Source organism: Vibrio sp. 2033, assembly GCF_033339735.1.
The window spans coordinates 101,693-124,502 of the sequence record NZ_JAWOVC010000007.1; the positions used below are offsets into that span (position 1 = coordinate 101,693).

Here is a 22,810-nt window from a genome sequence, read left to right on the forward strand (position 1 = left end):
CGCGCATTTATATGACTCTTGATATTTCAAAGTACCCAACACTGGCGTTAGCAAATACACCGGAAGAATTACGTCTTCTTCCGAAAGAAACATTACCAAATCTGTGTGATGAACTGCGAACGTATCTGCTAAATTCAGTGAGCCAATCTAGCGGACACTTAGCGTCTGGCTTAGGCACCGTAGAGCTAACTGTCGCTCTGCATTATGTTTACAACACCCCTATCGACAAATTGATTTGGGATGTTGGTCATCAGGCTTACCCGCACAAAATCCTCACCGGACGTCGCGATAAAATGCCAACAATTCGCCAAAAGGATGGTCTACACCCTTTCCCCTGGCGTGAAGAAAGTGAATATGACACGTTGTCTGTCGGTCACTCTTCGACATCTATCAGTGCAGGTCTTGGCTTGGCCATCAGCGCACAAAAAGAAGGCAAAGGCCGTAAAATTGTCAGTGTGATTGGCGATGGCGCAATTACAGCAGGCATAGCATTCGAAGCCATGAACCACGCTGGCGACGTTCATCCTGATATGTTGGTGATTTTGAACGACAACGAAATGTCGATTTCAGAAAACGTCGGCGCCCTGAATAACCACCTTGCGAAAGTACTTTCTGGTAGCTTGTACACTTCTATCCGTGAAGGCGGTAAGAAAGTGCTGTCTGGTGTTCCACCTATTAAAGAGTTGGTTCGCCGTACGGAAGAGCACCTAAAAGGCATGGTGGTGCCTGGTACTCTGTTCGAAGAGTTCGGCTTTAATTACATTGGCCCGGTTGATGGGCACGACGTCAATGAACTCGTCAAAACGCTGAAAAATATGCGTGAGCTCAAAGGTCCTCAATTCCTACACATCATGACCAAGAAAGGCAAAGGTTATGAGCCTGCCGAGAAAGATCCTATCGGCTACCATGCAGTGCCGAAGTTCGCACCGGCAAACAATAGCTTACCGAAGAGCAGTGGCGGTAAGCCAACTTACTCAAAGATCTTCGGTGACTTTTTATGTGACATGGCGGCCCAAGATCCTAAGCTAATGGCAATTACGCCAGCGATGCGCGAAGGCTCGGGTATGGTGCGTTTCTCAAAAGAGTACCCAGACCAATACTTTGATGTGGCGATTGCTGAGCAGCACGCGGTGACACTGGCAACAGGCATGGCAATTGCGGGCGATCATCCAATCGTTGCTATCTATTCGACTTTCTTGCAACGTGGTTATGACCAATTGATCCACGACATCGCGATCATGGACTTACCAGTGATGTTTGCGATCGACCGCGCAGGTCTCGTTGGCGCAGATGGTCAAACTCACCAAGGTGCGTTCGATTTGAGCTTTATGCGCTGTATTCCGAACATGGTGATCATGGCGCCAAGCGACGAAAACGAGTGCCGACAAATGCTTTACACTGGCCATAAGCATTCTGGCCCGAGTGCGGTTCGATACCCTCGTGGTAGCGGCATGGGCGTAGAAATCGAAACTGAGTTTACGGCTTTAGAAATCGGTAAAGGACGCATGGTTCGCCAAGGTGAAAAAGTTGCTATTCTGAACTTTGGTACTTTCTTGGGTAACGCGCTAGAAGCGGCAGAATACCTTAACGCCACTGTTGCTGATATGCGCTTTGTGAAGCCGCTCGATGAGGCATTGATTCGTCAACTAGCCGCAGATCATGACGTGCTCGTGACGTTAGAAGAAAATGTTATCGCGGGTGGTGCTGGTGCTGGTGTCGTTGAGTTCATGATGAAAGATAAAATCATTAAACCTGTGTTGAACCTAGGTTTACCAGATGAGTTTATTCATCAGGGAACACAAGATGAACTGCATGAAGAGCTTGGTCTCGATGCAAAAGGAATTGAAAAATCCATCTTGGATTATTTAGCAAAATAGAATGTAAAAAGGGATGCTCATCGCATCCCTTTTTTTACGGTCAACGTTTAGTTCATCCAGCCCGCATATTTTGCGACTAGAAACAGGGCAACACCGGCCATAACTCCCGCCACGATATCATCAACCATAATACCTAGCCCACCGTGAACTCGCTTATCTAGCCACCCAATTGGCCAAGGTTTTACCATATCGAAAAAACGAAATAAGATGAAGCCAGTGATCAACCACTTCCATTCAGTGAGTGGAATATTCAGTGCAGGTACAATGCTCATCGTAATCCAAAAGCCTGCAAACTCATCCCATACGATTGAACCATGATCATGTACTTTCATGTCTGCAGAGGTCACTTGGCATATTTGAATGCCGATCACACACGAAATCAGAACAACAATGACATACGCCGTAAATGGTAATTGTGCCAACAACAAAAATAAAGGCACGGCCGCCAGTGTGCCCATTGTTCCAGGAATAAACGGGGATAATCCACTGCCAAAACCCGTTGCCAATAGATGCCACGGGTTCTTTAATGAAATCAGAGAAAGAGGGTTGGTCATATCCTTAAACCTATACTGCTAGTTTGGTTTCAATCGTCATGCCTGCGAGTTACTCAATAGTAACAGGCTCTTGGCTAGAGCTTAGCTTAGATCATTTAAAGTGGTCGAAGCCACTTAAGTCCCAATCAAGTGGTTGATTGTTATCATGCAGCTCGAAGGTTCCATTTGGTCGGATTTGACCAATACATGTGACCTTACAGCCAGTATGAGATAAAGCGCTTTGTAACGAGCCTCGATTTTGCTCCGGCACGGTAAAACACAACTCGTATTCTTCGCCACTTGCTAAAGCATACTGCTGCGCGCTGATCTTATCATCTAAAAACTGAACTAATTCTGAAGAGATCGGTAGCTGAGAGACATCAATACTCACCCCAACCTGAGATCGCTGTAAAATGTGCTTAATATCAGAGATTAAACCATCTGAAATATCTATCGCAGAAGAGGCTAAGCCAACAAGAGCTTGTCCAGCAAGCACACGCGGAGAACTAAGGTAATGAGCTCGCTCTAGTGCTTCCGCGCCGGCTCTGCTGCGCAGAGAGTCATCTAGAATCACATCCAAGCCAGCTTTTGCATCGCCAAGGTTTCCCGTTACGTATACCCAATCCCCAGGCTTTGCGCCGGATCGCTTGAGCGCTTTGTCTTCAGGTACAAAACCTTGCACCGTGAGTGTCAGACACAATGGCCCTTTGGTGGTATCACCGCCTATTAACTGAATACCATAATAATCAGCCAGTTCGAAAAATGCATCACAGAAAGGTGCAAGCCATTCTTCATCTGGCTCGGGCATCGTTAATGCAAAGCTCACCCATGCAGGCGTTGCGCCCATCGCTGCCAAATCACTGATGTTAGAAGCCAATGCTTTGTGTGCGACCCATGCTGGGTTCGCGTCGGCTAAGAAATGCGTTCCAGCTACCAATGTATCCGTGCTAATCGCAATCTGAACATTAGCTGGCGCTTTGACCAAAGCGCAATCATCACCAGCGGCTAGATGGACATCTTTACGTTGGCTCTGACGACCGACGAAGTACTTGTCTATCAGATTAAATTCACCAGACATAATTCACTTACTTTTTGATGTAAAAGCTTTTGATACAAAAAAGGTCAGCATGTGCTGACCTTTTCATTGAAGAAATCGTTATTTCTTACGAATGTGAGGTGCTGCTTTATCAAGTACACCATTCACAAACTTGTGGCTATCTTCTGCTGCGAAAACTTTTGCAAGTTCAATCGCTTCATTGATAACAACTTTGTAAGGAACATCTTCGCGACGAGTCATCTCGTACATAGCAAGGCGAAGAAGAGCAAGTTCCATCATATCTAAATCCTGCATAGGACGAGAGATGTATGGACGAATTTTGCTATCTAGCTCAGCGTGGCTAAGTACAACACCGCTTAATAGTTCACGGAAGTAAGCTACGTCTGTCTCTGGAGCAGCAAGCGCTGGCTCAGATGCATGAAGTTCTTCTTCATCGTATTTGTCGCCAGACAAAAACTGTTCTTCAATCTTGGCAACATTCTCTTTAGTAATTTGCCATGAGTAGATCGCCTGTAGAGCGAATTGACGTGCGTTACGACGTGCGGCTGGTTTCACACTGGCCCCCATTAGGAATCAATTTCAGATAGTACATTAATCATTTCAAGTGCGCTTAGTGCAGCCTCTGCACCTTTATTACCAGCCTTGGTTCCTGCGCGTTCAATCGCTTGATCGATCGTATCAACAGTCAAAACACCAAATGCTACTGGAATGCTGAATTCCATAGACACTTGTGCTAGACCTTTGTTCATTTCACTACAAACATAGTCAAAGTGAGGCGTTCCACCGCGAATAACAGACCCTAGAGAAACAATAGCGTCGAATTTGCCAGTTTTAGCAACACGCTGAGCTACTAGAGGTAGTTCTACGGCACCTGGACAACGCACAACCGTGATGTTGTCTTCGCTTACTTGTCCGTGACGCTTTAGTGTATCGATCGCACCAGAAAGTAGGCTTTCGTTAATAAAACTGTTGAAACGAGAAATAACGATAGCAATTTTTGCATTTGGCGCTGGGAAGCCACCCTCGATCACTTTCATAAGCTTTCCTTTAACTCTATTTATAAGTGAAATATGTTCATCAAGTGAGAATCGCCGGATTCTAGCACAAATTTGTGAGCAATATCTAATGGAAATTGGAGGCAAATCACCGGTTCCTAGCCATTGACGAGTTAAGCACGTCAAAGACTAGGAACTTATTGTTCGGTTGTTACTCGCAGACGTACTCAACAACGTTCAGACCAAAACCACCTAACGCGTGGTACTTTTTGTTGGTCGATGACAGAAGGCGCATATCATGTACACCGAGATCCGCAAGAATCTGTGAACCAACGCCAACACGGCGAGACGTGCCTTGTTTTTTAGCAAGCGTTGGGGCTTCACCTTTGTCTTGCGCTTCGAACATCTTCACGCGATGAATAAGTAGATCGGTCGATTCTTCATGGCCAAGAACAACCAGCACACCGCCTTCTTCACCAATGCGTTTCATTGCCTTATCTAGTGTCCAGCTGCGCTCTGCATTACGATCGCTACGTAGTAAGTCGGTAAAAACGTCTTGAAGATGAACGCGAACCAATGGCGCTTTTTCTTTCAAATCGCCCTTGCACATTGCATAGTGCACTTGGTTATCAATGGTGTCTTTGTACGTGACTAACGTGAACTCGCCAAACTCTGTCGGTAGCTTGCACTCTGCCACACGCTCAATCGTTGTCTCAGTGTTATTGCGGTACTCAATTAGGTCGGCAATAGTGCCCAATTTAATACCGTGCTTCTCTGCAAAGATCTCTAGATCTGGGCGACGAGCCATCGTGCCGTCGTCATTTAAGATCTCAACAATCACCGATGCTGGCTCTAAACCAGCAAGACGAGCCAAATCACAGCCAGCTTCAGTGTGACCTGCACGAGTCAGTACACCGCCGTCTTGAGCTGCGAGAGGGAAGATGTGACCAGGCTGCACCAAATCCGCAGCTTTAGCGTTTGGCGCGACTGCTGCTTGAACGGTACGTGCGCGATCTGCGGCTGAAATACCAGTCGTTACCCCTTCTGCTGCCTCAATCGAAACAGTAAAGTTGGTGGTGTATTGCGCATTATTGTCTTGCACCATTGGTGGCAGACCTAGACTTTCGCAACGATCTTTGGTCATGGTTAAACAAATCAGGCCACGGCCATAGGTTGCCATAAAGTTGATGGCTTCCGGCGTAATATGCTCGGCAGCCATGATCAAGTCACCTTCATTCTCGCGGTCTTCATCATCCATTAGGATGACCATTTTGCCTGCGCGAATATCATCAATAATTTCTTGTGGCGTACTGATTGGCATAGTCTGTTATCCCGTTATTCTAAATTTGTTATTGCGACAGCAATGAAAAATTACGTTGCAGTGAATGCTAGTTAGGTCAATAGTTTGAGCTTTGCATTAAGCAAGTCAATGAATCTCGCGGTGTTCTGTGAGTCTGCTCTTTATCGCATGCCTCACGCAGCCACTCCCAAGACTTATGCAAAACCGTTTTGCTGTAAAAAGTCCATCGTGATACGAGACTCGGCCTTATCTTCTTGTTGTCCTTGCAGTAAACGCTCCATATAACGCGCAAGTACATCAACTTCTAAGTTGACTTTGCGCCCCACTTGAAACTGGTCAATCGTAGTTTCTTCACTCGTATGAGGAACGATCGTCAGCTTAAAAGCATTTTTACGTAAGTCGTTGACGGTTAGGCTAATACCATCAACAGTAATCGAGCCTTTCTCTGCAACGTACTTGCTAATTTCCGCAGGCATTGCAACCCAAAACTCTATCGCACGGCCAACTGAATTGCGTTCGACAATTTCACCAACCCCATCGACATGGCCAGAAACGATATGTCCACCCAACCGCGTTGTTGGCAACATGGCTTTTTCTAGATTCACCTTATCGCCTACTTGGTAATCAGCAAACCCAGTTTTCTTCAAGGTTTCTAATGACAGATCAGCACTGTAATAGTGGCTTCCGAAGTCAACTACCGTTAAGCAAACACCATTGGTCGCAATGCTATCGCCTAACTTAACGTCTGACATATCAAGCGTACCCGTTTCAACCGTGACGGTGATGTCTTCGCCATTCGGCGTAATCGCAGCTAACTTGCCAACTGCTTCTACTATTCCTGTAAACATACTATTTCTTATCTAATTTCATTACGTTTTATGGTGGCGGTGATGCGAATGTCTACCCCAACCATACGAACGTCTGTAATGTTTAAATCTATGACGTCAGCCATAGCGCTTAACCCTAAAGCACCGATAAGCCCCCGACCATCGCTGCCCATGAGTTTTGGCGCAAGGTAAACAATGAGCTCATCTACAAGATTAGCCTTTATCATCGCACTCGCTAGCGTAGCTCCAGCTTCAACCCATAAGTGATTGATGTGGTGCTCATCCGAGATACGTTTTAATGTCGTTGATAAGTCAATTTGGTCAGCGCTGTCCAATAGAGGGATACAGTCTCCATCAGAGCGAACAATAACTCGTTCTCCATCGGTATGGAACAGCTTGAGCGCATCCGTTAAATGGTTCTGACGGTCTAAGATTACACGTACTGGTTGACGAAGCTCTTCTTGTAAATACTGCGCTTGAACACTATTAGGTAAGTCATCCCAGCGCACATTGAGTGATGCATTATCATCAATCACCGTTTTGCTAGTAGAAAGAATGCCACCACTTATCGCTCGATAACGCTGCACATCTTGGCGGGCCGCTGGGGAGGTGATCCATTGGCTCTGACCATTACTGAGTGCGCTTTGCCCATCCAAACTGGCTGCCATTTTTAATTGAACAAACGGCATGCCTGTACGCATGTACTTTATAAAACCAGGGTTAAGGGCAAGGGCATCTTGCTCTAACAAGCCGATTTGTACTTCAATTCCGGCATCACGTAACATCTGGATGCCGCGACCTGCAACTTTCGGGTTTGGGTCTACCATGGCGCAAACCACACGTGCCACTTTGGCTTTAATCAGCCCTTCGGCACATGGCGGTGTACGGCCGTAATGAGAGCAAGGTTCTAGCGTCACATAAGCGGTTGCACCAACTGCTTTTTCACCCGCCATGCGCATCGCGTGCACTTCGGCATGCGGCTCACCAGCACGATGGTGATAGCCTTCACCGACAATTTCTTCATCACGAACGATGACACACCCTACATTTGGATTAGGGGCGGTGGTATAAATGCCACGTTTCGCTAACTTAATAGCTCGTGACATCATGGCGAAATCTAAATCAGAAAACGCTCTTTCAGGAGTGTGTTGAGTCATGAGCTACTCAGTCTTCTAGGCGGGCAATCTCTTCGCCAAACTCGCGAATATCTTCAAAGCTGCGGTAAACGGAAGCGAAACGAATGTAAGCCACCTTATCGAGCTCTTTGAGCTGGTCCATGACTAAATTACCAATCATTTCACTCGGAACCTCTCGCTCACCCGTCGCACGCAGTTGTGATTTGATCATACTGATCGCTAACTCTATAGAATCGGCACTCACTGGGCGTTTCTCTAAAGCGCGTTGAATACCTCCAACCATTTTATCTTCATCAAATGGTTCACGGTTGCCATTCGATTTGATCACTTTAGGCATCACTAACTCTGCGCTTTCAAACGTAGTGAAACGCTCGCTACACGCCAAGCACTGACGGCGACGTCGAACTTGATGGCCATCAGCCACTAAGCGGGAATCAATAACTTTGGTATCGTTCTCGGAACAAAAAGGACAATGCATATCACCTCCATATCTATACCAAAATAACCTCATGAGCAATCACGGATAACCACGCGTTCATGGTTATACGGACTCTATTAAAGCTATTTGGGTATAACGCTTTCAAACCGAAATAAAAGCTCATGTAGTGTAGCGGAATTGGTATGTTAGACAAAACAAAAAGGGGCGCAAAGGCCCCTTTTTCACTCAAGATCTCGTCGAATGTGTTAACTGCGTGCTAAGTAGTTCGCTTTACCAACCCACTTGTAGCTAGTTAGCTCTTCTAAGCCCATCGGACCGCGTGCATGTAGCTTTTGCGTAGATACTGCGACTTCTGCGCCAAGGCCAAATTGCGCACCGTCTGTAAAGCGCGTTGAAGCATTCACATAAACCGCCGCCGAACCGACAGAATTGATGAACAGCTCTGAGTTTTCCAAGCTATTGGTCATGATCGCATCTGAGTGGCTCGCGTTATGGACACGCATATGATCAATGGCATCTTTCACATCAGACACAACTTTTACACCAAGAGTGTAGCTCAACCATTCCGTATCAAAGTCACCTTCAACAGCATCGCGAATTTGTGTTGCTTGAGCCATCAGTGCTTTTACCTTAGGCTCTGTCACGAAGGTCACTTTATCGTTCATGCGCTCTACGATCATTGGTAGGAATTGCGCTGCAATTTTTTCATGCACGAGCAGCGTATCTAATGAGTTACACGCAGATGGACGTTGAACTTTAGAGTTCTCAACCACATTCAGGGATTTCTTTAGATCAGCGGATTCGTCGACAAAGATATGGCTGATACCAAAGCCACCAATAATCACCGGAATCGTGCTGTTTTCTTTACACATTTTGTGTAGGCCAGCACCACCGCGTGGAATGATCATGTCGACGTAATCGTCCAACTTAAGCAATTGAGAAACAAGCTCACGATCTGGTTTTTCAATGTACTGCACAGAAGCGGCTGGAAGGTTCGCCTTTGCGAGCGCAGACTGAATAACCTTCACTAATTCCATATTCGAGAAAAAGGTCTCTTTGCCACCACGTAAAATGCTTGCGTTGCCGGTTTTCAAGCACAACGCTGCGATATCAATGGTTACGTTTGGACGCGCTTCATAAATTACGCCCACGACACCAAGCGGCACACGACGACGAGACAGTGACATCCCATTTTCCAGTACCTTACTGTCTATTTCGCTGCCTACAGGATCGTTCAAGCTAATGACGTTGCGAACATCATTCGCAATTGCAGTCAGTCGTTCTTCATTAAGCAAAAGGCGATCGAGCAGCGCATCGGTTAAACCCGCTTCAAGGCCAAGTTCGATGTCTTTAGCGTTTGCCGCCAAAATAGCAGCAGAGTTTGCTTCTAGCTCATCAGCGATGATGGCTAATGCTTGGTTCTTTTGCGCAGTTGACGCTGTCGCTAATTCGAAAGCTGCATCTTTAGCAGCTTTACCCATATTCGTTAAATCCACTTTGCTTCCCTCTAATTCTATTCCTGAATGACGACCAAATCATCGCGGTGAATCACCTCAGAGCCATAATCATGACCCAAAATAGAGATGATATCTTTACTGTGTTTGCCCGTAATTTTAGTTAGGTCATCACTTGAGTAGGCGCTGATGCCACGAGCCACCAACTTACCGTGAGCGTTTGTTACACGCGCCACTTCGCCTCGTGCGAAGTCACCACTAACTTTGATGACCCCTTTAGCAAGTAGGCTACTGCCCTTGCCGACCACAGCATTGACTGCACCATCATCAATAACGATGTCGCCCGATGCCGCAGGTCCCGCTAGAATCCAGCGTTTACGGTTCTCTAAGGCTTCAGCGCAAGGTAGGAAGCGCGTACCCTGAGGTTCAGCACTTAAAGAGTCAAAGATAACATTCGGCGCACTACCAGCAGCAATAATAACCTCGATACCTGCGCGGCGAGCGATGTCTGCGGCTTGCAGCTTCGTTGCCATACCACCAGTACCCAATGTTGTACCGCTTCCACCTGCGATTTTACGCAGCGTGTCGTCGATGGTTTTTACTTCCTTGATAAGCTCTGCGTTCGGATCTTTACGAGGGTCAGCAGTAAACAGACCTTTTTGGTCCGTTAAAAGCAAGAGCTTATCTGCACCACATAAAATGCCTACCAAAGCGGAAAGGTTGTCGTTATCGCCAACTTTAATCTCGCTAGTCGCAACGGCATCATTTTCGTTTACGATAGGAACAATATCGTTCGCGACGAGCGCATTAATAGTGTCACGCGCGTTAAGGAATCGCTCACGATCTTCTAAATCGGCACGGGTTAGTAACATTTGGCCGATCTTGATACCATAAATACCAAACAAAGACTCCCATGTTTGAATCAAGCGGCTCTGCCCCACCGCGGCAAGTAACTGCTTACTCGCCATCTCGTTGGGCAATGCGGGGTAACCAAGATGCTCACGGCCTGCTGCAATCGCACCAGACGAAACCATTACGATTGAATGGCCTTGTTTTTTAAGCTCAGCACACTGGCGTGCTAACTCAACCATGTGTGCACGGTCGAGTGCCAGAGTGCCGCCTGTCAGCACACTTGTACCCAGTTTCACAACGACAGTTTGTGGTTGTGAAACAACTGCATTTTGTTGATTCGTTGTCATGATGTCTTCTGAAGTGAAAAACAAATAAAGAGAAGATGTTTTAACAATCAAATAGGGAATTAACAAGAGAAAAGGTGCGTTTTCGCACCTTTTTGTTTGGTATTAAATGAAAACAACCAAATTAAGCGAAATCGAAAGACTCCGTGTGATATTCGACTTCTAATTTGAAGTGTTCTTCTAAAGTATCAACCAGCTTTTGATGGAATGTGCTCTGCGTGAGATACACTTCCTCTACCACTTTTTTGGGAAGGGCTTCAGATACCCATTGCCCTTCTTTGTTGTACTTGCCAATATGATATTTAGCAGTAAAGCCTCCCTCGATGGATTCCAAATCCATCCACCAGCCCCAAAATTCACGCTTCTCAGGCGATTTTTTGTCGTCTACACATACAGATAAACAATCAAAATAATAGCGCCCTTCTTGCGATTGTGGTTCGCGCAGGTAAGGTCCTATCGCCTTCAACTTTGACATCAAGCGAAAGTGAGTCGGGCCCTGAGTCGTCTCTGACATATGAATCTCCGTTTTCATAGTTAAAAGTAAACACCCAAGAATGATTATTATTTTTAATTATCATGAGCTTATTTTTTGCTCAGATATATCACTCTTAACTAATTTAGGAGAATTGTCACCCTAATAATTCATCTTCTAGCCACTTTATGGCTAAATCGAGGGATTGCTCATATCCTTTTGTAATTGTTTTGGAACTGATTTTTTTCGCTCTACCATACTGGCTAAATAGAGCAACAAGTTGATTATCACTGTGTGGCGACACTGGATCGCCTTCAAGACTCAAAGCCAAAATAGGCACTTTGGTTTTTCGACTGCTCAGGAAGCCCTGAACCTTCAATGACCACGCCATCATCTGACCAGCCATGCTATTAATATCAACCGCATTTTTCCCCAAACGGGAAGCCAAAAGATCTAAGTACATCTTCGGCATTTTTTGCAACTTCTGAGGGGAAGTAAAAATATCATGTACGGGTGCGCCTAGAGCGACACAAGCTTTGATCTTTTCTTGCTCGACAAAAGAGAGTCTGATCATGGCATTACCACCAAAACGAAACCCAACTAACCCCACTTTGTGATGATCAACCCAAGGTAGCGAGTAAAGCTCATTCAATACCGCTTGATGTAGGCAACTTGAATTCTCGGTCAAGGGCCAATGAGAGCTATGCCCTACCGAAGGCATGTCCACGGTTAACATCGCAATATCTCGCGGTGCAAGACGATTACGGAACAAACGCCACATGTCGGTTTGTAGGGTATCCAAACCAGCGCTCACCATTACCACAGGCAACTGTTTATCCGTTCTTGGTAAATGGAGGTTCGCGATGATTTTGCGATTTTGGTAAGGCACTTCAATTTGCTTGATGGTGTACTTAGTTTTTTCTGCGCCGTCAGAATACGCTTTGTTTGCCAGAACTTGAGCTTGCGATGCCAAGTTGTCATTTTTTAAATGTGGGTAGCCTGCAATACTAAAACACAAAGAAGCAGTGAAGAGTTCATCCGCTGCCTCTTCTCCTTGCATTTCATTTGCTCGCTTCTGATGATCCATACCAAGCTTGATCCACTCAAATGTCCAGTTACCACTGTGATAACCCATTACAGTGTCTAACCAATCATCATTGGTTCGCGAGTGAGAAGATGAAGCAATTTTGGACAGTACGCCTTCCATTTCGATCGGAGACAATCCTTGCCAAGCCCATTGCAAGCGACGCAAATGACGATACCAAGCACGATCACCCTGCGCTTCTCGTTCATCAAGTATTTTTTTACTGGTCGGCATGTACTGGGTAAGCGCGGAGGTTTCTTTTGCTTGCTTATGTTTCACGAACAAAGTTTCGGAAAGATTTTTACTGACGTCTTCAGACATAGGAAGAACCCTAGGCTATTAGCATGATTTAATATCATAATAAAAAAAATGCCCCTATAAAGGGGCATTTCTCAATATTCTTTAACCGCGTTTATTTTTGCTTGCGGTTTACTGGCTCAGCATACTGGATTGACATATCCCAAGGCTGCTCGATCCAAGTGTCTTGAGCAATATCTACAACGTAATCATCCAGCAGCTCTTTGCCTGATGGTTTCGCACACACAGCGATCATTTTCGCTTTTGGATACATCTCACGTAGTTTGCGCGCTGTATCACCACTGTCTACTAGGTCTTCAACGATTAGGTAACCTTCGCCATCACCTTCAGGTGCTTTTAGTACCGTCATATCGCGCTGATGATCATGGTCGTAGCTTGAAATACAGATTGTATCAACGTAACGAATACCCAGTTCACGAGCCAAAATAGCGCCAGGAACCAAACCGCCGCGGCTTACCGCCCAAATTCCTTTCCATTGCTCAGCTGGCATTTGTTTTTCAGCCAGTTCACGGCAGTAAGTCTGCATTGCATCCCAAGTGATAATGAATTTTTTACTCATTGTAATAACCTAATAATTTGAAAATATGCATCCTCAAAATCTAGCGAAGTCACTCAAAAGCGGAATGCTCACTAACTTCTCCAAAATGTTTGGAGACGAGGATTTCAAGCTGCGCAAACGATTATTCTACCGAAACACACCGCTAATACCAACGGTGATATCAAAATTCTCTGCCTATTCCGCAGAAAAACCGTCTTCTGTGAACAACGTAAAAAAGAAAAAGCCAGCGTGAATAAATCCACACTGGCTTTTTGCTCGAGAAATTAACCGACGAGGTATTTAACGATGAAGATGGCTGACATCACCCATACACTCATCGACACTTCACGGCCCTTACCGCTGAATAACTTGATCGCCGCGTATGCGATAAAGCCTAACGTGATACCTTCTGCAATCGAGAATGTTAGCGGCATAACTAAACAAGTCACAACAACTGGGGACGCTTCAGTTAGGTCACGCCAATCAATGCTTACTAGCCCAGACAGCATCAAGATCGCCACATAGAATAGCGCACCTGACGTTGCATAAGCAGGGATCATACCCGCAAGTGGTGAGAACAATAGAGCAAGTAGGAAGAGTACACCAACAACCACGGCTGTTAGACCAGTACGCCCACCCGCAGCTACACCAGAAACGCTTTCAATATAAGATGTCGTGTTGGAGGTACCAAGTAATGCACCTACTGACGTTGCTGTTGAGTCTGCAAGTAACGCTTTGTTTAAACGAGGGATGTTGCCATTCTCATCAGTTAGACCAGCTTTTTGAGAAACGCCAACGAGCGTACCTGCGGTGTCAAATAAATCGACAAATAGGAAAGCAAATACGACGGAAATCATGCCTACTTCAAACAAACCAGAGAAATCCAGTTGCATGAAAGTTGGCGCAATGCTTGGTGGCGTTGACATAATACCGCTCCACTGCACATCACCAAATAGAAGACCAAGCGCTGTAACGCCAAGAATGGCGATCATCACCGCACCTTTCACACCACGGTGAACCAGTGCAATCGTAAGAAAGAAGCCAATCGCGGCCAATACAGATGGCAATGATGTGATCTCTCCCATAGAAACTAATGTCGCTGTATTATCAACGACGATACCTGCATTTTTTAATGCGATAAACGCTAAGAAAAGACCAATACCAGCTGAAATACCTGTTCGTAGAGAATGCGGGATCGAGTTAATAATCCACTCACGGATCTTAAATACGCTTAAAAGAATGAACAGAAGGCCAGAAACAAATACAGCCGCCAACGCAACTTGCCACGTATAACCCATTCCCAATACAACAGAGTAAGTAAAAAATGCGTTCAGGCCCATTCCTGGTGCCTGTGCGATTGGGTAATTGGCAACAAATCCCATGATAAAACAGCCGATTGCGGCAGCAAGACAAGTCGCGACAAAAATGGCGCCACGGTCCATACCGGTATCCGACAGGATCGCTGGGTTTACAAAAATAATGTAAGCCATAGTTAGGAAGGTCGTAACACCTGCAATGATCTCAGTGCGCACATTTGTGCCATTTTCACTGAGTTTAAAAAGCCTCTCGAGCATGATCGAATCCTGTAAAGGTAAAAAGTAAACGGTTGCGTAATCGATTGGCGGGAATTATAAAGTTATCAAATAGCAAATTCTAGATAGAATCTTCACTCTAATGCGTTTTTTTTCTTTGGATATGAAACACATTCTCTAACCCATCAAAGCAAGTAAAGAAATATATTCTTACAAAACAATAGGTAACCCAGATAACACAGTTCTCTAAAAGAGAATAAAAACTGAGCAATGTACTAAACTTTCAGATGAAAAAGGCCCATTTTAAACATGGTATCTAACAGATTTGATGGAAAAGTCGATAAAACCGAAGAATGGGGAATAGAAGAAGACTTTGATGGCAATAAGTGAGTCAGGAAGAGAAAATAGAGATAAAAAAACGCCACCCAATTTGGGTGGCGGTGAATCATGTCAGCACTATCACTGAAAAAAAATTCCAATTTATAGGGGTGAACAAACTGTTCGAGTCACATGCGTTGACTTCACTTAGTAGCCAAAGCTTGTTGGGTATACAAAGTTACCGGTGTAAACAGACTTGCTATTCCAGAACATTGTACTTGGTAAACCTTTCATAACTATCACCTTTTAAATCAATTAAACATTCGTTGATTTCTCGGTTCCTTGGAGGCGATAAAACGGACTCATCCTTTGAGCATTTCATTCTTCTCTCAGAAGCTGGTTACAAATATACCACCAAGAAATTTAATTACAAGCATTTTAGTGATTGGAATCACAAAAAATGCACAAATTGACCTTTATCAAAGTTTATGTGTAATTAAATTACAATTTTATGAATTAAAAAATAAAGCCACTTTCAGAATATATGATAGAGAACACATAGTGCTTGTTATTGTATTCACAAACTGTGACAGTTCTGAGAGAAATCCTTGTGATCGCGACTACTCGTACTCCTTATCTGGTGGTATGCTAACGGCAATTTGAAGGCCAAATCGTCTAGCATTTAATGCTACCTTGACAATATTTTTACGGTATATATTTGGCAAAGCACATCAAAAGGAGTCCTCCGTGTCTGAGTTCCATTCTGAGATCAGTACCTTATCACCTGCTCCACTTTGGCAGTTTTTCGATAAGATTTGTTCTATCCCTCATCCATCGAAACATGAAGAAGCATTAGCACAGTACATTATCAACTGGGCAACAGAGCAAGGCTTTGACGTTCGCCGTGATCCAACCGGTAACGTGTTCATCAAAAAGCCCGCGACACCAGGAATGGAAAATAAGAAGGCTGTTGTACTTCAAGCACACATCGACATGGTGCCGCAGAAAAACGAAGACACTGAACACGACTTCACCAAAGATCCAATCCAACCTTACATCGATGGCGAATGGGTAACTGCGAAAGGCACGACGCTTGGTGCAGATAACGGTATTGGTATGGCTTCTTGCCTTGCTGTATTGGCATCTAAAGATATTAAGCACGGTCCACTCGAAGTTCTGCTGACGATTGATGAAGAAGCAGGCATGACTGGCGCATTTGGCCTTGAAGCTGGTTGGTTAGAGGGTGAGATTCTTCTAAATACAGACTCTGAGCAAGAAGGCGAAGTCTACATGGGTTGTGCAGGTGGCGTTGATGGCACCATGACTTTCGATATTTCTCGAGAATCAACGCCTGCAGGTTTTGTAACACGCCAACTGACGCTGAAAGGCCTAAAAGGTGGTCACTCAGGTTGTGACATTCACACAGGTCGCGGTAATGCCAACAAATTACTTGGTCGTTTCCTTGCCGGTCATGCTCAAGAGCTTGATTTACGTTTAGTCGAATTCCGTGGTGGTAGCTTACGTAATGCAATCCCTCGCGAAGCGTTTGTTACTGTCGCGCTTCCTGTCGAAAACCAAGACAAACTTGCTGAGCTGTTCAACCACTACACTGAGCTGCTTAAAACTGAATTGGGTAAAATCGAAACAGGTATCGTAACCTTTAATGAAGCGATCACGACTGACGCGCAAGTATTTTCAATCGCCGATCAGCAACGATTCATTGCGGCACTTAACGCTTGTCCAAACGGCGTAATCCGTATGAGTGATGAGGTGGAAGGCGTTGTTGAAACTTCTCTAAACGTTGGTGTGATCAGCACAGAAGAAAATAAAGTCACCGTGCTTTGCTTGATTCGTTCTCTCATTGACTCTGGCCGTAGCCAAGTGGAAAGCATGCTGCGCTCGATTACTGAGCTAGCAGGCGCACAAATTCAGTTCTCAGGCGCTTACCCTGGCTGGAAGCCAGATGCAGATTCCGAGATCATGGCAATTTTCCGTGATATGTATGAAGGCATTTACGGTCATAAGCCGAACATCATGGTCATCCATGCTGGTCTTGAGTGTGGCCTATTTAAAGAACCATACCCACACATGGATATGGTTTCTTTCGGTCCAACAATAAAATTCCCTCACTCTCCAGATGAGAAAGTGAAGATTGATACTGTTCAGTTGTACTGGGATCAGATGGTCGCGCTTTTAGAAGCGATTCCAGAGAAAGCATAATTCAATCACGAAAAATGACAAAGGGTGCCATACGGCACCCTTTTTTTGGTTTAGTTGAACCCAACTACACACGGTTTTGCGCGTAAGCGGCTAATTCATCCATTGAGGTTTGTGCAGCAACTTCACCATCAATGTAGTAAGTAACAAACTCACCATCGCGTACACCCATGAGTGTCGCCTTTTCACCGTTACTGTAAGTAATATCCATTTGAACAGTGTTCTCATCGATTTGCTGCATTCGCCCCTGCTCAATGACACGGTTATCCGCTAATGGTGCGATTGGTGCCGTCGTTAACGACTTATCTAACTGGTGATTGACATCAATGTAAGTATCTACCTTTGTATCGAAGATATGTGGCTTACCATTTAACGGGTTCTTACCCGTCCAAAATTCTAGAGAGTTAAACACGATATAATCCGCTGCGATCGCGACACCATAAACAGGCGCTAAAAGCATATTTAGGCCACCTCGAGCGTAACGGTTGTCAACAGCTTTCAAGTTAAACCCCATGACATAACCTGTCACGGCATTACTACCTACGCAACCTGAAAGTGAAACTGCTACCGCAGTCAATGCACCAATTTTAGCAATTGCCTTTTTCATCAAAACCTCTAGTTAGAAAGTGTGAAACCTCAAATTCGGCGCGGATATTATCGGATAAAAAGTAGGGTTAAAAGTCCGTTTTTTTGTCCTCCATGAACAGTATTATTTTTAATACAGTCACATTTTTTAAGGCTATTATTGCGCTCTCTTCTCTATGGCTTGTTATGTATTAAACTGATAGAAAAGATCATATTGAAAACAAAAACTTCACACATACCAAAATTTCACGCATGACGATTAAAGTAATTTGTCGTGTCCTTAATGAGAATGATTAGTGCGATTTTGCAGCAATTGTTACATTGCTGATGACGCATTTGACAGAGATGGTTTATGGCCAGAAGTAAAAAAAGCAAAGTGTTTGAGCTCTTAGGACATCAAATACAACCAGGACAACGATTAGAGATCGAATTTGAAGCAGCGAAGCTATATACACATTCGCCTTTATCTATTCCTGTGGAAATCATCCATGGGAAACAAGAAGGACCAGTGTTAATGGTGAATGCCGCTATCCATGGTGATGAGCTTAATGGCGTAGAAATCGTTCGTCAGATCATTAACCAACTGGAACCACAAAAACTGAAAGGCACTGTCATTGCAGTACCTATCGTTAACGTTTTTGGTTTCATCCATAAATCTCGTTACTTGCCCGACCGACGAGATCTCAACCGTTGCTTTCCTGGCAGTGAAAAAGGCGCACTTGCATCTCGTATGGCACACGGGTTCTTTAACAACATTGCCAAGCGTTGTGACTACATTTTGGATCTACACACAGGGGCAATTCATCGCACGAACTTACCACAGATCCGCGCAAACTTAAGCAACCCAGAAACTCTGCGTATTGCTCAAGCATTTGCAACGCCAGTGATTGTTGATTCAGCATTGCGTGATGGCTCTTTACGCAGTGAAGCAGAAAAATGTGATATTCCAGTGCTCACCTACGAGGCTGGCGAAGCATTGCGCTTTGATCCACTTTCGATAAGCGCTGGTGTACTCGGGGTTCGGCGCGTAATGCAAGCCATTGGTATGTTGCGTGCGAGCAGGAAAAAGCTGCCTGAGCCTATCATAGCGAAGTCCACCAGCTGGGTTCGCGCGTCAGGTAACGGCATTTTGCGTACTGTCGTTAATCTGGGAGACAAAGTAGAACAGGGGGAAACGCTCGCTTATATTAGCTCTCCTCTTGGTCATGATGAGATAGAACTAAAAGCCCCGAAGCGTGGTTTGGTTATCGGTCAACAAACATTACCATTGGTGAACGAAGGCGATGCAATTTTCCACCTTGCCTATTTTAACCAAGGTGATAATGCTTTAGAGCAAGCAGTCGAAAGCTATATTGAAGGCCTCACTGAATTCGATGCCGAGCCGCTGACCACCGGACAGATACCGTTAGAAACTCAGTAATTCCTACCAAGTAGGCGCCTGATTAGCTCAAAAGGAGCAACAGTGCTCGCACTATCTTGTTTAAAAGCCAATAAGCTCAGCATCCATGATGCTGGGCTTTTTGTTTTATGTAAGCTAACGATACTTATCGTAGTTTCCACGAATGGATAAAAAACTTTACAATCCATCGCAAAAACACATTTGATAATTAATCTCATTATCATTTATTAATCGTAATAATGTTCTTATAATCCGAGCTTCATAAAAACACTATAAATCATCAATATGAAACGATTAAAAAGTCATCCATTCAAAGTAAATCTCATTTCACTGGCTTTGCTCTTCCCTCTTTATTCATATGCCGAGACAGCGCCAAATGAAGAGCTTGAAGTCATAGGCGTTCGTTATGCCAAACCTATTACCATTGCTGAGCCTGCGCAAACCACCATTAATTGGTCAGAGATTGAAGAGCAACAGTACTCTAATTTTGCCTCAATGATCGATGCCGTTCCCGGTGCATCAATAGATGGTGGCGGTCGTTCTGGTGGCGAACGTATTAACATTCGTGGTTTTGATGATCCAAGCGATATCGCCGTCTTTGTCGATGGCGCTCCAATCGGCTTTCAACAATACCGCTACGGTACCTTCTTTTTTGATCCGTTCTTAATTGGCGAAGCAGAAATTATCAAGGGCGCGCACGACTATCGAGCACTCAACGGGAAGTTTGGTGGCTCCATTCGCATTAAAACCAAAAGTGTCGATGATCTCCTGTACGGCGAAAGAAACTTTGGTGCTCGCATCTCAAGTGCATACAACACCAACGGCGATGAGAACGCCTACACGCTAACACTCTATGGTAAAAACGATACTGGTTTTTATTTTCTAGCGAATGGCTCGGTAAAAGATTCTGATGACATTAAAGTCGGAGGTGGTGAAACGCTGGATTACTCAGGTTATGAGCAAGAAAACATGCTCGTAAAGGTCGGTTATGAAAACAACGATCACGAGTTTGAAATTAGCCACACTCGCTACAAAGATGAAGGTCGTAAACCTTGGGCTAACCGCCGCGGAAAAATGCCTAACATCACCGAATACAATATCAAGAAATACGGCTCATTAGAAAAAGCCCAATACGCTTACACCGTCGATAACAAATACACGGACAACACCACGACCATCTCTTACCACTACATGCCGACTAACCCGTATATTGATTTCAATATCAAAATGGCACGTTCCGAAAACGATCGTCATTGGGTTCGCCCTGACGTAGCATTCGAGAAAATGTTCGTTTCTGTTGGCAGTTACGGTCATGAGTCATGGCTGAGTTACGAGCGTGATTACGTTGATGTGTTTAACCAAGCGCAATTCGGAGATCACACTCTAGTCACTGGGCTTCAATATCAAAAAACCGATAGAGACTCGTTAGTATTCAACGCATCATACGACAGTAATGAAGCGAAAAACTACGGTTGGTACACCCCTTACTACGAACCATCTGGCACGCAGTCAATTTATGCCGCTTACATTGCTGATCACTATCAAGCAACAGACCGCCTAACAATCACACCTTCTCTGCGTTACGAATACATCAAGAGTGAAGGAAAAGGGAACGCTGCGCCGGATTATAATGATCCAGCTGCCGGACATAACTACGGTGAAACGACGCATAAAGGCTTTAGCCCACGTTTGGATATCGACTTTGATGCGAGCAATAATACGCGTTTAAACGCCTCCTACGCCTACGCTTTAAAAGCACCAACCGTTGATAACATCTACTCAGTGCAATATGCGCGAGCTACCGCTACGGCTACTGCTTTGAATCTGGACGTGTCTCGTATCCATGCTTATCAAGCAAGCGTTATCAACTTAACGGAAGGGCTGGTGAACTCTCGCGATAACCTCGCAACAGAGTTAACTATGTTCTATAACGATGTTAGCGACACAGTTGATATACGAACGGGCGAAAACCTCGACAAAAATACTACTGAGTTACAAAGCTGGAATACAAACCTAGATGGCTTTAAAAACTATGGCTTTGAGCTAATTTCACAATACCGGATTGAAGATTTCTACAGTAATTTCTCAGCAAGTTACATTCGCGGCAAAAACAAAGGTAGCCTATCTGACTCTACAGGTTCAGATGATGATCATCCTGATGTACCGCCATTAAACATTAATCTGGGTTTAGGTTACGAATGGATTCCTGGTTTACGTACGGGCTGGGAAGTCCGTTGGTATGATGCGCAAACCAAAACCAAGGCAAGCGGTAACAATTTAAAAGTGAAATCGCCAAGTGAGCAATACACGCTACAAAACGCTTACGTGGTTTGGGAAATACAACAAGTCGAAGGCTTGAGCGTTGGCGCGGTTGTGAAAAACTTAACCGATCGTTACTACGAAGCATACCTATCTAATGGCGTGCCTTCGCCTGGTCGCGAAGTCAAACTGCACCTCACTTATCAATACTAACCATACCTAAAAGATGCAGGGCAGACATTAACTGCCCTGTTATATCGTATCCAATGGCCATAATTGCACGCCGTTTTATTTATCAGTATTATCATTTCCTTTTGCTTGCATACACATTATGAACAATCTAAAAACACGGCTTCTTCTGATTTGCTTCTTCCCTGTAGGTAGCCTAGCGCAAGCTTCTGAGAACATTGCAGACTACTTACAAGAACAAAGCAAGCACCAAGTTTCAGAAGATTTTTACGCACAGCCAACAGCAAATAACCTGAATCTAGATGCAAAAACTAACTCTTTAACTTGGCACGAAGATGGTAAGCCGGATCACTGTCGTTACGCCAAGCAGCCCAAAGACGTCGCAACACATTTCGACTACGGTGAAGCAAACGATCTATCTGACGGCTTACAACACTTTGATTTACCGGAAAGACATTCTGCAAAGGTCAAATCGACACATCGCACTTATGCTAATAACCCTCACCTTCTTCCTGGCAATAAACAATTTGCAGCCCCTGAAGACGGCACGTTTAGCCTGTCCGTATCATCGGATTGTTTTTAGCCGATATAAATAAAAAATGCCCTGAGACAAAACTCAGGGCATTTTCACTATTTGTTTGATGGGTAACGTCACCATCTCACCGATTTAAACTTATTCTTCGTCAGTGTCTACTTCGGTTTCACGTGCTTTGCGGGCTTCTTCTTTACGAACTTTTGCCGCTAGTTGTTCTGCTTCACGCTCTTGACGTTGCGCTGCTTTACGCTCGTTACGAACCACTTGGTTTTGGATAAACCCAGCCAGTTCTTGTTCAGCCCAAGCTTGTGCTTTCTCTTCGCTGTCAAAGCCTGTTTCACGCTTTGATACTACAGTCTTACGAGATGTCACTTGGCGAGTGATTTCTGCGCTCCAGCCGTTACGTTTTTCAGTGACTCGGATAGCAAATTTTGGATTCTTAGACATTTCTTTCATTTCCTAAGGGATTTAGGGATCAATCAGGGATTCGGTCAACTTGATAACTCCATCTAAGCTGAGCTGTTTAACACCATCCCTTGGTAAGCGCGGT

At 44.7% G+C, this 22,810-nt stretch carries 21 protein-coding genes; 5 read left to right on the forward strand and 16 right to left on the reverse strand.

Annotated elements, in window-relative coordinates; all coding sequences use genetic code 11:
- Nucleotides 1-11: 11 nt before the first annotated feature.
- Complete coding sequence (gene dxs / locus R7P74_RS11780) at nucleotides 12-1,877, forward strand: 1-deoxy-D-xylulose-5-phosphate synthase (protein WP_318122863.1); 1,866 nt, start codon at nucleotides 12-14, stop codon at nucleotides 1,875-1,877.
- Nucleotides 1,878-1,924: 47 nt separating this feature from the next.
- On the opposite strand, the gene pgpA is transcribed toward dxs, so the two are convergent.
- From pgpA to R7P74_RS11850, 14 genes are all read right to left on the reverse strand, one after another.
- A complete protein-coding gene (gene pgpA / locus R7P74_RS11785; protein WP_053350269.1) occupies nucleotides 1,925-2,431 on the reverse strand; it encodes a phosphatidylglycerophosphatase A in 507 nt (168 codons plus the stop codon).
- A gap of 91 nt (nucleotides 2,432-2,522) precedes the next feature.
- A complete protein-coding gene (gene thiL / locus R7P74_RS11790) occupies nucleotides 2,523-3,488 on the reverse strand; it encodes a thiamine-phosphate kinase (RefSeq protein WP_225473458.1) in 966 nt (321 codons plus the stop codon).
- Between the two features lie 78 nt (nucleotides 3,489-3,566).
- Nucleotides 3,567-4,034 (reverse strand): transcription antitermination factor NusB, encoded by a 468-nt coding sequence (gene nusB / locus R7P74_RS11795; RefSeq protein ID WP_005381571.1) that lies wholly within the window; start codon nucleotides 4,032-4,034, stop codon nucleotides 3,567-3,569.
- Nucleotides 4,034-4,504, reverse strand: coding sequence for a 6,7-dimethyl-8-ribityllumazine synthase (ribH, locus tag R7P74_RS11800; RefSeq protein ID WP_005381572.1), 471 nt, complete (start codon nucleotides 4,502-4,504; stop codon nucleotides 4,034-4,036). Before ribH ends, nusB begins: the two co-directional genes overlap by 1 nt.
- Before the next feature lie 169 nt (nucleotides 4,505-4,673).
- Nucleotides 4,674-5,783, reverse strand: a complete 1,110-nt coding sequence (gene ribBA, locus R7P74_RS11805; RefSeq protein WP_005381573.1) for a bifunctional 3,4-dihydroxy-2-butanone-4-phosphate synthase/GTP cyclohydrolase II — start codon at nucleotides 5,781-5,783, stop codon at nucleotides 4,674-4,676.
- Nucleotides 5,784-5,956: 173 nt separating this feature from the next.
- Nucleotides 5,957-6,610 (reverse strand): riboflavin synthase, encoded by a 654-nt coding sequence (locus tag R7P74_RS11810; protein WP_225473456.1) that lies wholly within the window; start codon nucleotides 6,608-6,610, stop codon nucleotides 5,957-5,959.
- A gap of 8 nt (nucleotides 6,611-6,618) precedes the next feature.
- Nucleotides 6,619-7,746 carry a bifunctional diaminohydroxyphosphoribosylaminopyrimidine deaminase/5-amino-6-(5-phosphoribosylamino)uracil reductase RibD gene (gene ribD, locus R7P74_RS11815; RefSeq protein ID WP_130545217.1) on the reverse strand — a complete coding sequence of 376 codons (1,128 nt, stop codon included), beginning with the start codon at nucleotides 7,744-7,746 and terminating at the stop codon, nucleotides 6,619-6,621.
- 7 nt (nucleotides 7,747-7,753) lie between these two features.
- Nucleotides 7,754-8,203, reverse strand: coding sequence for a transcriptional regulator NrdR (nrdR, locus tag R7P74_RS11820; RefSeq protein ID WP_005381578.1), 450 nt, complete (start codon nucleotides 8,201-8,203; stop codon nucleotides 7,754-7,756).
- 206 nt (nucleotides 8,204-8,409) lie between these two features.
- Nucleotides 8,410-9,660 carry a glutamate-5-semialdehyde dehydrogenase gene (locus tag R7P74_RS11825; protein WP_225473455.1) on the reverse strand — a complete coding sequence of 417 codons (1,251 nt, stop codon included), beginning with the start codon at nucleotides 9,658-9,660 and terminating at the stop codon, nucleotides 8,410-8,412.
- 17 nt (nucleotides 9,661-9,677) lie between these two features.
- The gene (gene proB / locus R7P74_RS11830) at nucleotides 9,678-10,817 is read right to left on the reverse strand and encodes a glutamate 5-kinase (protein WP_005383771.1); all 1,140 of its coding nucleotides are present in this window, start codon (nucleotides 10,815-10,817) and stop codon (nucleotides 9,678-9,680) included.
- A 121-nt stretch (nucleotides 10,818-10,938) separates the two neighbouring features.
- The gene (gene crl / locus R7P74_RS11835; RefSeq protein ID WP_005381584.1) at nucleotides 10,939-11,328 is read right to left on the reverse strand and encodes a sigma factor-binding protein Crl; all 390 of its coding nucleotides are present in this window, start codon (nucleotides 11,326-11,328) and stop codon (nucleotides 10,939-10,941) included.
- 115 nt (nucleotides 11,329-11,443) lie between these two features.
- Nucleotides 11,444-12,691: an esterase FrsA gene (gene frsA / locus R7P74_RS11840; RefSeq protein WP_005381586.1), complete on the reverse strand. Its 1,248-nt coding sequence runs from the start codon at nucleotides 12,689-12,691 to the stop codon at nucleotides 11,444-11,446.
- A gap of 91 nt (nucleotides 12,692-12,782) precedes the next feature.
- Entirely contained in the window at nucleotides 12,783-13,247 is a 465-nt protein-coding gene (gene tet(34), locus R7P74_RS11845) for an oxytetracycline resistance phosphoribosyltransferase domain-containing protein Tet(34) (protein ID WP_005381590.1), read from the reverse strand.
- Between the two features lie 263 nt (nucleotides 13,248-13,510).
- Complete coding sequence (locus R7P74_RS11850) at nucleotides 13,511-14,800, reverse strand: NCS2 family permease (RefSeq protein ID WP_262634291.1); 1,290 nt, start codon at nucleotides 14,798-14,800, stop codon at nucleotides 13,511-13,513.
- Nucleotides 14,801-15,823: 1,023 nt separating this feature from the next.
- Here R7P74_RS11850 and R7P74_RS11855 point away from each other — a divergent pair.
- The gene (locus R7P74_RS11855) at nucleotides 15,824-17,296 is read left to right on the forward strand and encodes an aminoacyl-histidine dipeptidase (RefSeq protein ID WP_005381594.1); all 1,473 of its coding nucleotides are present in this window, start codon (nucleotides 15,824-15,826) and stop codon (nucleotides 17,294-17,296) included.
- 64 nt (nucleotides 17,297-17,360) lie between these two features.
- Here the strand turns inward: R7P74_RS11855 and R7P74_RS11860 are convergent, their stop codons facing one another.
- On the reverse strand, nucleotides 17,361-17,900 hold the full coding sequence (locus R7P74_RS11860) for a DUF3332 domain-containing protein (protein WP_005381596.1): 540 nt from the start codon (nucleotides 17,898-17,900) through the stop codon (nucleotides 17,361-17,363).
- Between the two features lie 330 nt (nucleotides 17,901-18,230).
- Here R7P74_RS11860 and R7P74_RS11865 point away from each other — a divergent pair, with 330 nt between their 5' ends.
- The 3 genes from R7P74_RS11865 to R7P74_RS11875 all read left to right on the forward strand — a co-directional run bounded on the left by R7P74_RS11865 (nucleotide 18,231) and on the right by R7P74_RS11875 (nucleotide 22,308).
- Nucleotides 18,231-19,298, forward strand: coding sequence for a succinylglutamate desuccinylase/aspartoacylase family protein (locus R7P74_RS11865; RefSeq protein WP_222712424.1), 1,068 nt, complete (start codon nucleotides 18,231-18,233; stop codon nucleotides 19,296-19,298).
- A gap of 264 nt (nucleotides 19,299-19,562) precedes the next feature.
- Nucleotides 19,563-21,749, forward strand: coding sequence for a TonB-dependent receptor domain-containing protein (locus tag R7P74_RS11870; protein ID WP_053306531.1), 2,187 nt, complete (start codon nucleotides 19,563-19,565; stop codon nucleotides 21,747-21,749).
- Nucleotides 21,750-21,867: 118 nt separating this feature from the next.
- Entirely contained in the window at nucleotides 21,868-22,308 is a 441-nt protein-coding gene (locus R7P74_RS11875) for a hypothetical protein (protein WP_005381599.1), read from the forward strand.
- 90 nt (nucleotides 22,309-22,398) lie between these two features.
- Here the strand turns inward: R7P74_RS11875 and R7P74_RS11880 are convergent, their stop codons facing one another.
- Nucleotides 22,399-22,707, reverse strand: a complete 309-nt coding sequence (locus tag R7P74_RS11880; RefSeq protein ID WP_025998700.1) for a DUF3622 domain-containing protein — start codon at nucleotides 22,705-22,707, stop codon at nucleotides 22,399-22,401.
- Nucleotides 22,708-22,810 lie beyond the last annotated feature (103 nt).